The organism is Paenibacillus sp. WLX1005, from assembly GCF_046603685.1.
GTDB lineage: Bacteria > Bacillota > Bacilli > Paenibacillales > Paenibacillaceae > Saccharibacillus.
Map to the genome: position 1 here is coordinate 4574056 of NZ_CP176756.1, position 10800 is coordinate 4584855.

Consider the following 10800-nt stretch of genomic DNA (forward strand, 5'->3'; position numbering starts at 1 on the left):
AGGACAGACAAAGCTTTCTTTACATCGTGCCAGTAGGATTGCTGTGCAAGCCAACAATCTCAATCACTTCCATCTCCGCTACTGCTCGTGCTCCTTCCATCATATAGGCACGCGTACCAATCTGTATTTGATGTATATGAACCTGACGACGACGCTCTGGAATAACGATCCACATGCTCGCCGTGCCTGTAGAAGGAACAGGCTCTATTTGAAGAATAACTGCCCCCTGTTCATCCTCAAACTCTGGATGAATCATATACAATTCTGAAAGAATAACATTCGGCGGTATGTCGTTATATTTACCGTTGCGCTCCAATATTGCTGGCGTGTCACCCTGCTTTGCCGGAACATTCTTGACTGGCATTTCGTAAGCAAAATCTGGACGATACCCTTGCCATGGCAATACCCGACGACCGCCCTCGTCTGGGCTGTAAAATCGGTAACGTACGCGAAAATCAGGCGGATATCCCAATACTTCCTCATAGCTTTTTCTAGTATCCATGTTCATCTTCCTTCTCTTGTTATGGCATGAGCGCATGCTCTCCACCTTATCCATTCATTGACTACATTCATTCACCAAAATCAACAAATCATATGTACCTTTCAAACGATCACTGTATTCATTTCCCACTTCATGTATGCACTTCTTAATTCCGTTTATTCCGCTTGCTTATACCGTTGCCCACGCTTGCGCTGTAACGGCATACGCTGCTTCTATTGTAATACATCTTTATCCATAATAAATATCATTTTCCACATTCATATACTACTACAACATTCTCCATTCGTTTGACGTCGCTGGCTGGTCGTGATATTTTAACAAAAAGCCAATACGACGGTGCAGCATAGTAAAGCGGGCAGAATGGTCGGCAATTCGGCGATTTGGTTCCGATGTTATGTCATGGTGCAGCGAATTTACATACTGGCGACGGGAGGATGTATATGAGAGAACAATGGTTTGGCGAACTGGAACAATTGGAAAAGGATATCGTGGACTGGCGCAGACATATGCACCAATACCCGGAATTGTCGTTTCAAGAAGTGAAAACATCGCAGTTTATCGCAGATACATTACAAAGCTTTGGTTATGACGTTCGCACGAATGTGGGCGAAGGCGGCGTGCTTGCCGATCTGAAGGGTGCATTGCCGGGACCGACGATTGCGTTTCGCGCGGACTTTGATGCATTGCCGATTCATGAGGAAAATCAAGTGCCGTACCGTTCGCAAAATGATGGTGTGATGCACGCTTGCGGGCATGACGGTCATACCGCGTCCCTGCTCGGCGTAGCCAAAGTACTCAGTCAGCATACCGACCAGCTGCAAGGCAGCGTTCGTTTTATTTTCCAACACGCTGAGGAGAAAATTCCCGGCGGTGCCAAAGCGATGATCGACGACGGCGCATTGGAAGGCGTCGATGAAGTGTACGGTGCCCATCTGGCAAGCTACCTTCCTTACGGCAAAATCGCAGTCGTGTCCGGTCCATCCATGGCAGCGGCAGACGGCTTCTCCGTCGTCATTCAAGGGAAAGGCGGTCATGGCGCACGTCCAGATCAGACGATCGACTCCATCGTTGTCGGCAGTCAAGTCGTTGGCGCTTTGCAGCATATCGTCTCCCGTCATGTCGATCCGCTCAAATCGGCAGTCGTTACAGTCGGCGTCTTCCAAGCAGGCTCGGCGTTCAACGTAATCGCTGATACCGCCAAGATCGAAGGCACCGTACGTACGTTTGATCCACAAGTACGGGTTCAGATCGAAGAAGACATTCAGACCATTTTGCAAGGCATCACGTCGGCGGCACGCGCGACCTTCAAGCTGGAGTATACACACGGCTATCCGGCTGTCGTGAATCCACCGGAGCAGGCGGACTATGTTCGCTCGCTGGTGAGAGATTCGCTTGGTGAGGAAGCGTTGCAGGAAGTTCCACCTTCTATGGGTGCTGAGGACTTTGCCTACTATCTCGAAGAGCGTCCGGGCAACTTCTTCTATGTCGGCTCCCAGCAAAACGAAGACACAGCGTTCCCACATCATCATCCACGCTTCGACATTGACGAGCGTGCGCTACTGAATACAGGTAGAGTGTTCCTGAGTATTGTCGCTGACAAACTGTTGACCCCTTCGCCAGAAGCAGCACCAGTTCGTTAATCGACTAACCACATGTTACAAGCATAATGACAACGTATATACGTTTATTGCAAAAGCCCGTCCTGTTCTCATTTGAGAATACGACGGGCTTTTTGGATATTCGTATTGTATTGCACACATATGGTGCACAATAACTGCTGTTGCTTGCGTTACAACAGTCCATGTTACAGCAATCCTCTTTATATCAGTTCTTTTTATATCAGTTCTTTTTGTATTCGCTCCCCTTCATGTCAGTTCACTTCACAGCATGTACTGTAGCACTTTGCAGTTGGATCATCTTCTGAATGGTGAGCAGCACCCCTTTTTCTTCATTGGATTTGGTAATCCAGTCGGCAGCGCGCTTCGTATTATCGCAAGCATTGGATACGGCAAAGCTGTATTTGGCGATATCCATCAATTCCACGTCATTTTCCCCATCGCCAAATGCCATCGTCTGTTCATATGTCACATGAAGCAGCTCCTGCAATCGTTTGACCGTTTCTCCCTTGTGCGTATGCAGAGCGGTAATATCCAGCCATCTCGGCTCGGAGTCGATAATATAGATCGTATCCAGCAATTCGCTCTCAACATGGGCGCGCAACGCGGCACTACGCTGTAATGGATCGAAGACGGTTAGCTTGAGGAATTCCTCTCTAATCTCTGCAAATGAACCAATCTTGATCACTTCCTGATACGAGCCTTTGACCACTCGATACAGATCAGGGGAAATCGTGTCTTTTACATATGCGGCTCCGCTTGTGCAAGCGATTAGCGTCAGCTCAGTATCAAATTGCTCAATCAACCGAATCGCATGCAGTGCGCGTTCACGCTCCAGAATGAATTCGCGGATCAGTTGACCGTCTTTTTTGATACGGGTTGCGCTGTCTCCCAGTATCCAGATGCCTTCTCCCGCATGCTCGAACAATTTCTCCACCCGCTCACACTGCTTCCCTGTGCAAGCGACAAATTCGATGCCCTGCTGCTGCATCTGCGCATACACCTCACGAAACAATTCCAGATCAAACGAACTCTCATTGTTCAAAAATGTCCCATCCAAATCGGTCACAACTAGCTTAATCATATCCATTCTCCTCGCTCTTCATGAAATTGACAGGTCACGTTGGTTCTCATTGTTCCTCGTACCCTTTCCTATACGCCTGCCGCATAAATTCTTTATAAATATAGTGAAAACGTCGATGTGTAGCCGGATGCTCGACAATCCGCTCGAGCGTATAATAAATGGCGATCAATGCAAGAATTGCTACAAGTGCCTGCACAAACATCCACATAAGCATAACCTCCCTTTCGCAATATCTTTATAAACATTATTTATAAAGTGAATGCAAATGTAATCACATCATCTTCCCTGATCGCCAATGTTTTTGATCCACCGATACCGATTGACTTTCACCGCTGCAACGATACATTTTAGCATCTGATCACTTTTTAAAATGAGGAAGATCCACACTGGCGACCAATTCCATACGAATGCACCCAACAACGACAATGGCAAAATCAGCATCCACATAAAGATAAAATCGTTGTACATGACAAACTTCGTATCGCCTCCACTCTGCACAATACCGGATAACGACGGCATTTCATAAGAAGTACCCACTACCGTGATCGACAGAATGGTCATGAAGGTAAGCGCTAGCTCACGGGTATCCAGCGAGATCGAATACAGGAATAGCACATGATCTTTGAGCACATACAATGCGATGCCTGTCACCAAGCCGATGCACACATATATGAATTGCAACGTACGGCTGTACAACTTCACTTGTGTCATATTGCCTTCACCGACCGTTTTGCCCATGATGACGGACGAAGCACTTGCCGCCGCATATGCCCCTACAGTGACGAATTGGAAAATGCTTGTCGCCACACTATTCGCGGCAATCGCAGCTGTGCCCATATGACCGAGGATGCCAGTCTGTAATGCCATCGCAGCCGCCCATGACAAGCTTGCCAGCAAAATCGGCAGCGATACTTGAATGTACGACTTCCAGACGTTTACGGACAATGACATATAATCCCGCAGACGGGGAATAGCAGACAATTGACGGATGCGCACATACCCGACCACAAGCAGACATTCGATGATGCGTGAGATCAGCGTAGCGATAGCAGAGCCTTCCACTCCAAGGCTAGGCAAGCCTAAATAACCATATACCAGTACTATATTCAGCATGATATTCACAACTAACGTGCAAATGGATACGATCAAGCCAATGCGTACGATTTCCAGACTACGCAGCGTTGCCAGCAGCACATTCGTCACCGCATAGAATACATAAGACCAAGCAATGATTGTAAGAAAAAGCGCTCCTTCGCGCACAATCTCCTCTTCATTGGTCATCATGCCCAATAGCGGTGTAGCAAACAGAAACGAAGCCAGCCACATGACGATCCCAATACCTAGCGATATAACCATACCAGCACTAGTCGCTTGACCAATCAGATGCTGCTGCCCGGAGCCGCGATAACGCGAAGCAACAATCACGACGCCCTGTGCACAGCCGATCATAAGAAAAGTAGCGATAAACTGAATCTGATTGGCAAGAGCAGAAGCGGACAGTGCAGTCTCGCTATATCCGCCCAGTATCAGATTGTCCGATACAGCGACAGCGACGGTAATTATATTTTGCAGACCGATCATGAACGTCAAGCGGAAGAAACGGGTATAAAATTGACGATCTCGCGTGATCCATGTCATCGACCAAGACTCCTTTGGCACGATTGCATTCAGGAGTCGACCGTATAGTCTTTGTAATAATACAGCTTGTCCTGCTCGTTGATCTCCCGTAATACCCGGCACGGGTTGCCAACTGCGATGACACCTGCCGGAATATCGCGCGTTACGATGCTGCCTGCACCGATCACACTGCCGCGCCCAATACGGATACCCGGATTGATGATCACACCGCTACCGATCCACACATGATCTTCAATCACAACTGGGAATGCATACATTTGCCCGGTCGCTCGTAAGGTGGGATCTACCGGGTGCCCTACCGTACATATCGTTACATTGGGACCGAGCAGTACGTGATTGCCAATCGTAATCGTCGTATCATCGATCAGCGTCAGATTCGTATTCGCATAGAAGTGGCTGCCAATCTCAGTATTGGAGCCATAGCATAGATGCAGCGGCGGCTCAATCCAACTGTTCACTCCGATCTGCCCGAAGATTTGCTGGATCAGATTATGACGTTTGTCCGCTTCGGATGGGCGTGTATGGTTAAAGTCGTACACTAATTCTTTTCCCCGTAGACGATCTTGTGGCAACCCTTCGCCCATATCGGTAAATAATTTGCCCTGACGTATTCGTTCGCGCTGTGATTCGTTTTCCGACATATTCTTCAACCTTCTCTCTACTAATGCAGCGTTGTATGATAACTATAGTATGATTATAGTGTGAGATAACGATGAGAAATATCGAAATAGGATTCTTTTTTATAACAATCGTACACAGGAGGGTCTATGCAGCAGCAATTGAATATTATGGACAATGGTTCGGAAATTGTTGAATATGATACGCCGCATCTGGCGATTCGTTCGCGTGCGTCCAGACTTTCGTATTTTCAGAATCGGGCGGCGACCTGTCATTGGCATCAGGATTGGGAATGGGTATGGGTGTTGAGCGGGCATATGTACTATTTTGTAGATGGGGAGACATATACGCTGGAAGCGGGACAGGGGATATTTGTCAATTCCAATCGTCTGCATTACGGATATGGAGATGAGGAAGATTGTGAATTTCGGGTGCTACTGCTCAGCCCTTCACTGCTAGTGCGCAATACGTACATGGAGGAGCAGTATATCCGCCCCTTTATCGAGGATCAGTATACCGGGGCGCTCCTACTGGACACGCAGACGCATTGGAAGCGCCAAGTGCTGAAGCAACTTAACGAGCTGTACGAGATTTGCCAGCAGCGACAGGATGGATATGAATGGATGGCACTGAGCCGCTATGAACTGCTGTTTTGGGAATTGTACCGGAATACGATTGCCCAGTATGGCTCTCATCGCGGACATTCACGAGATATGGAAGCGGTAAAGCAGATGCTTGCGTATATTCAGCAGCATTTCGCTGAATCTGTACAGCTTCACCATATCGCTGCCGCTGGCTCGGTATCCCGAAGCAAATGCTGTGCGCTATTCAAGCAATCGTTACACAAAACACCGATTGAATATTTGAACAGCTATCGGCTGCAAAAAAGTATAGACTACATGAATAACGCCCAGTTGAATATTACAGAGATTGCGGCTGCCAGCGGCTTTAACAGCTCCGCTTATTACGCGGAATTATTCAAAAAACAGATCGGCGTTTCGCCGCTGGAATATCGCAAACAGCATCACAGATAGCGACGACCATCTCCATGATCGGCACATACAGATAGTTAGTATATGGATCGGCATAGAGACGGTTAGCATATGAATCGGTACGTTGGCGAAACAGGAAGCGCCGTAATCAGATGATCATTTATTCCGATGAATCGTCCTCTTCCAAACGCAATTGTCTCGCCATTTCCAGCACATCTTGCAGGGGATGGTTGGAGATCGTGCCGATTTGGATCGAATGCGCCGCTTGAGGATTGACCTTCATATAGGTATATACCATTTCTGTACGGGACAGCTGGTTTGTACCGCCTTGCGGCTCCACTTCGACCTCCACCTGAATCGTCTGCCGCTCATACAACGAACGATGCACATCTTCCCAGGTATCGACCATCTCCAGTTCCTTTTCGGTTAGCCGCAGCAACTGTCCATGAACGTTGGATTTGGGTGTTTCCCGCAGGTAAAAGTAACCATCCTCGTCCGCCACAATCGCATGCCCCGGCAATACTGCCGGTTCCATCGGCTTCACTCCGCCAAACAAAATCATCTGCAATTCCATACTGGTCAACGTCCCGTAACAAAACATCCGATATGAAGCCATTTTCTGCATCACTTATGCCTCCTGCCATGTTTTGATCAACACAATTTCCAACGGCTCTCCTAGTGATAGTGCTCCGATATCCCCATCATCCGATTGATAATACAACAACGAAGTTGCTTGCTCTACTAGCATGATTTTATGCCAGCTCACTCGCTATGATATGCTAGAGGAGCAAGATGATTCGGTAGCGATAATGCGGCGATTGCGGTATTTGGGCTGACTACGTAATACTTTTCTCCAAACCATTTGCGTTTTACGTAGGCGCAACCGTCAATCGTGGGTAATACAACTTAGATAGCGATTCAAGTATGAGCTACAGCCTATTCTTTGAATGAACGGAGAGATGATAATTATGGAACAGAAAAATCTTTTATTCGGCGTTGTTGCCGGTGCATTGGTTGGTATAGGAGCGGCTCTGCTGTTTACTCCCAAATCAGGTGAAGACCTGCGCGAAAGTCTGAAATCAGGTGCCAGTTCGTCGGCTTCCAACCTGACAACGACATTGAAAGTCAAAGGGCAAGAAGTGAAATCGAACACCGAGGAACTGATTCAACTTGCCAAAGAAATTACGCCAGTCGTCAAAGAAGCGATCGGTGTCGTACAGGAATGGAAAGAAATGATCGTAGGTGCAAAAGCTGAATTGACCGGCGAGGTCAACAAACTCAAAGGACCTTCGTCCACGACTTCCCTGCCTGAAGGCGGTTCAAACCAATCCGCAGCCCTGTAAAATGAAATCTTATATTACGTCGAGAATGCAGTCCGTTGATCGGTATCTCACCGATTGATTGGCTGCATTTTTGTATGGATTTCGTGCTGACTGATTTGCGTATGTGTACACATTCGCCTTATTACGCCAATTTCCTACTTTTTCGTCACCTGACTTTAGCATCAATTTTGCGTGAAGACATCGCCTTTTGAACCATGCCTTGGACTATGTTTTGCATATGTGATCAGCGTCTGATTCGTTCATTATCTGCTCATTGTGGTCAACGAGGAAGCTATATATCCCATTTCTATATGTATTCCGTTTCATTCTATAACGTATGAGTTTACTGCTATGTCTTCGGTATTCTCCTATCGTCTTCGTTAATATGTCATTTTTTATACGTGCTTTTGGTGCTTTCAACCTATACCTGTCCCTTCCAACCCATGCTAACTTTTAAATGTAAGCACTTACATTATGAATTACAAAGGAGAGATTAACACATGAAGAACAAAAGTTTTAGAAAAGGAACTGCCTGGCTGCTTAGTAGTGCATTGCTGTTAGGCGGACTCTCTGTCGTCGGTCAATCGGCTGCTGCCTCTTCGCCCTCTCTTATTCATTCTAATTTTGCAAACGTTAACATTTTATCGCCGCTATCGCAAATCACTTCTTCCGAGCCGGGTGCAACGACAACTGAACCCGGTGTTGGCACACTGGCTGCTGCGCAGGCTACTACATATAGCGCCTACAATTTGACCGGCTTCTCAGCTGGCAATCCGGGCGGCGGCTCCATTGCCGAGACCGATTCCCGCTACAAAAAAGTATACAATGCCACTGATCTCGCTCAAGCACTGAAAAAAGGCTCCGGCATCAAGGTGATCGAGATTATGAACGATCTCAATCTAGGCTGGAGTGAATTACCGACAGCCGCACAAACGTCCCCATTTGCCGCACACAATGCGCCCCTCACTCATCCTGTGCTTAAGAAAACAGGTGTCAGTAAACTGACGATTGACGGATTCGACGGATTGACCATTTTCTCCGCTAACGGTGCCAAGATCAAGCATGTCGGTATTACCGTGAAGCGCAGTTCCAATCTGATCATCCGCAATCTTGAATTTGACGAACTGTGGGAATGGGATGAAGCGAGCAAAGGCGATTATGACAAAAACGACTGGGATTATCTGACGCTGGAGCAAACGAACAAAGCATGGATCGACCACTGTACATTTAACAAAGCCTATGACGGTATCGTCGATGTGAAAAAAGGCAGCAATGGCGTAACGATCTCATGGTCCTACTTCCGTGGAGATGACGGCAGCTCCAACAGCTGGGTCACTCAACAGGTGAAAGCGATGGAAGCGGACAAAGCATCGTATCCGATGTACAACTATCTGCGCAGTAGCGCCGTCGGACTGAGCCAAGCGGATATTATCTCCATCGCTAGCGGACAGAAGAAAACGCATCTGGTCGGTGCAACGGAATTTGCATCGGACAATGCTGATCTGCAAGTGACGCTGCATCACAATTATTATCAGGATTCCCAAGATCGCATGCCGCGTCTGCGTGGCGGCAATGCCCATGCCTACAATATCGTAATGGATGCAAGCGGTCTAGTAAGTGCCAAGAGCAAGATCACAGACGCAATGGAAAAAGCAATCACGTCCAAAGGCTACCATTTCACCGTAACTAGCAATGGTGCGATCTCGACCGAAGGTGGCGCTGTATTGGTAGAGAAATCGAATATTATCGGCGTTGCCTCACCGATTCGCAATAACCAGACCGATCCCAATGATGCCAAATATACCGGTAAAATCCGTGCGGTCGATACGATCTACACCGCCAATGGCACGACCTTCCGCGGCAACAGCGATACCGCTGGCAGCCCGCTTGCTCCTTATCCGGCTGCGGCGCTCACCTTCTCGTGGAATGGCTTCACCACACTGCCGTATACGTACCAGACAGACGATCCATCTACACTGATTAGTCGTTTGAAAGCTTCTGACGGTGCAGGCTCTGGCAAACTGTCATGGACGAAAACAAACTGGCTGCTCACTTCGTATTGATATCCATATATTCCAGCAAAACAGGCTGCGCTTTCATTGCGCAGCCTGTTTTTGTCGGTTCTTCATCATAATAGAATTGGAAATATCCAGTTATTCATCTGTAAAAAGACGCATAAACACGTTGATACGTATAAAAAAGTCTGTATTTCTGCTCGCCAAGTCGCTTAACACCGATTACATTCTCTCTACTTGTGGTTAATACTAAACAACCATATTTTCACATTGTAAAGGAGAAATTGCCGTGCCGCATACCATCAATCTGGAAGCCATTACCCAACAGCTTGAATTGCTGGGTCAAAGTCAATTTGGCAAGCTGCCCAGCTCCATCGATATTCATACCAATGAACATTGTGTTGCTATCTTTCTGAACGACTTAACCGATCCCAATGATAACAGAATGCCGGACGATCTGGATGAACGTTATACGCATGTGTATATTTTACTGGATCAATTCATTTTCCCAGCGATCAAAAAGAAAATCGAACAGGCGACAGGAAGTACGGTCGTAAGTCATTTTATTGATTGGAAAGAAGAATCAAACTGCGCTTCGATTGTCGCTGCATTCAATCTGGAACCTGATCGACTCACAGAAGACCTATACTCCGGTAAAGCCGATCTGCATATGAAAGTCAGTCAGATCACCGAAGATGTGCAAAAAACACCGACCGATATCGAATCATTCTGGATGACTTCCTCCATTCTGGTCGTGATTCGTAAAGGATTGCTGATTAGTCTGGAAAAACGGATTATCAAAAAAGGCTTCAACAATGCGCTGCGTGTTTCCAAGCGTGAGCTGGAACTGGACCGCTTTGTTGAAGAGTTGCCGGTAGAAGACATTCTCGGCAAACAGCTGGACAGTGCTTTTCTCGACTGGGATTTTGAACATGATAATAGTCTGCTTATCCTCACGTTCCAAACCGATGGTACATCCAAGAAAATCAAAGCTTGATCATACTCGGCATAGC

General features: G+C 47.2%; 11 protein-coding genes. 5 read left to right on the plus strand and 6 right to left on the minus strand.

All coding sequences use genetic code 11. From position 1 onward, the window contains the following. Window positions 1-19: 19 nt before the first annotated feature. Window positions 20-502: a hypothetical protein gene (locus tag ACE3MZ_RS19600; protein ID WP_411343787.1), complete on the minus strand. Its 483-nt coding sequence runs from the start codon at window positions 500-502 to the stop codon at window positions 20-22. A gap of 440 nt (window positions 503-942) precedes the next feature. Between ACE3MZ_RS19600 and ACE3MZ_RS19605 the strand changes: the two genes are divergently transcribed. Further along, window positions 943-2142 carry a M20 metallopeptidase family protein gene (locus tag ACE3MZ_RS19605; RefSeq protein WP_411343788.1) on the plus strand — a complete coding sequence of 400 codons (1200 nt, stop codon included), beginning with the start codon at window positions 943-945 and terminating at the stop codon, window positions 2140-2142. A gap of 235 nt (window positions 2143-2377) precedes the next feature. Here the strand turns inward: ACE3MZ_RS19605 and ACE3MZ_RS19610 are convergent, their stop codons facing one another. From ACE3MZ_RS19610 to ACE3MZ_RS19625, 4 genes are all read right to left on the minus strand, one after another. Then, on the minus strand, window positions 2378-3202 hold the full coding sequence (locus ACE3MZ_RS19610; protein ID WP_411343789.1) for an HAD family hydrolase: 825 nt from the start codon (window positions 3200-3202) through the stop codon (window positions 2378-2380). 46 nt (window positions 3203-3248) lie between these two features. Continuing rightward, window positions 3249-3410 carry a hypothetical protein gene (locus ACE3MZ_RS19615; RefSeq protein ID WP_411343790.1) on the minus strand — a complete coding sequence of 54 codons (162 nt, stop codon included), beginning with the start codon at window positions 3408-3410 and terminating at the stop codon, window positions 3249-3251. A 68-nt stretch (window positions 3411-3478) separates the two neighbouring features. Further along, window positions 3479-4840, minus strand: a complete 1362-nt coding sequence (locus ACE3MZ_RS19620) for an MATE family efflux transporter (RefSeq protein WP_411343791.1) — start codon at window positions 4838-4840, stop codon at window positions 3479-3481. Window positions 4841-4869: 29 nt separating this feature from the next. Next, on the minus strand, window positions 4870-5481 hold the full coding sequence (locus ACE3MZ_RS19625) for a maltose acetyltransferase domain-containing protein (protein WP_411343792.1): 612 nt from the start codon (window positions 5479-5481) through the stop codon (window positions 4870-4872). A gap of 126 nt (window positions 5482-5607) precedes the next feature. Between ACE3MZ_RS19625 and ACE3MZ_RS19630 the strand changes: the two genes are divergently transcribed. After that, window positions 5608-6492 (plus strand): helix-turn-helix domain-containing protein, encoded by an 885-nt coding sequence (locus ACE3MZ_RS19630; RefSeq protein WP_411343793.1) that lies wholly within the window; start codon window positions 5608-5610, stop codon window positions 6490-6492. Between the two features lie 118 nt (window positions 6493-6610). On the opposite strand, the gene ACE3MZ_RS19635 is transcribed toward ACE3MZ_RS19630, so the two are convergent. Continuing rightward, window positions 6611-7075 (minus strand): gamma-glutamylcyclotransferase family protein, encoded by a 465-nt coding sequence (locus tag ACE3MZ_RS19635; RefSeq protein ID WP_411343794.1) that lies wholly within the window; start codon window positions 7073-7075, stop codon window positions 6611-6613. Between the two features lie 343 nt (window positions 7076-7418). Between ACE3MZ_RS19635 and ACE3MZ_RS19640 the strand changes: the two genes are divergently transcribed. From ACE3MZ_RS19640 to ACE3MZ_RS19650, 3 genes are all read left to right on the plus strand, one after another. Then, the gene (locus tag ACE3MZ_RS19640) at window positions 7419-7793 is read left to right on the plus strand and encodes a YtxH domain-containing protein (RefSeq protein WP_411343795.1); all 375 of its coding nucleotides are present in this window, start codon (window positions 7419-7421) and stop codon (window positions 7791-7793) included. A gap of 479 nt (window positions 7794-8272) precedes the next feature. Beyond that, complete coding sequence (locus ACE3MZ_RS19645; protein WP_411343796.1) at window positions 8273-9835, plus strand: hypothetical protein; 1563 nt, start codon at window positions 8273-8275, stop codon at window positions 9833-9835. A 241-nt stretch (window positions 9836-10076) separates the two neighbouring features. Beyond that, window positions 10077-10784: a Na-translocating system protein MpsC family protein gene (locus ACE3MZ_RS19650; protein ID WP_411343797.1), complete on the plus strand. Its 708-nt coding sequence runs from the start codon at window positions 10077-10079 to the stop codon at window positions 10782-10784. Window positions 10785-10800: the final 16 nt, after the last annotated feature.

Bases quoted from the DNA above. Each gene is read 5' to 3' on its own strand.
- ACE3MZ_RS19600 (WP_411343787.1), bottom strand. From the start codon at position 502: ATGGATACTAGAAAAAGCTATGAGGAAGTATTGGGATATCCGCCTGAT.
- ACE3MZ_RS19605 (WP_411343788.1), top strand. From the start codon at position 943: ATGAGAGAACAATGGTTTGGCGAACTGGAACAATTGGAAAAGGATATC.
- ACE3MZ_RS19610 (WP_411343789.1), bottom strand. From the start codon at position 3,202: ATGATTAAGCTAGTTGTGACCGATTTGGATGGGACATTTTTGAACAAT.
- ACE3MZ_RS19615 (WP_411343790.1), bottom strand. From the start codon at position 3,410: ATGTGGATGTTTGTGCAGGCACTTGTAGCAATTCTTGCATTGATCGCC.
- ACE3MZ_RS19620 (WP_411343791.1), bottom strand. From the start codon at position 4,840: ATGACATGGATCACGCGAGATCGTCAATTTTATACCCGTTTCTTCCGC.
- ACE3MZ_RS19625 (WP_411343792.1), bottom strand. From the start codon at position 5,481: ATGTCGGAAAACGAATCACAGCGCGAACGAATACGTCAGGGCAAATTA.
- ACE3MZ_RS19630 (WP_411343793.1), top strand. From the start codon at position 5,608: ATGCAGCAGCAATTGAATATTATGGACAATGGTTCGGAAATTGTTGAA.
- ACE3MZ_RS19635 (WP_411343794.1), bottom strand. From the start codon at position 7,075: ATGCAGAAAATGGCTTCATATCGGATGTTTTGTTACGGGACGTTGACC.
- ACE3MZ_RS19640 (WP_411343795.1), top strand. From the start codon at position 7,419: ATGGAACAGAAAAATCTTTTATTCGGCGTTGTTGCCGGTGCATTGGTT.
- ACE3MZ_RS19645 (WP_411343796.1), top strand. From the start codon at position 8,273: ATGAAGAACAAAAGTTTTAGAAAAGGAACTGCCTGGCTGCTTAGTAGT.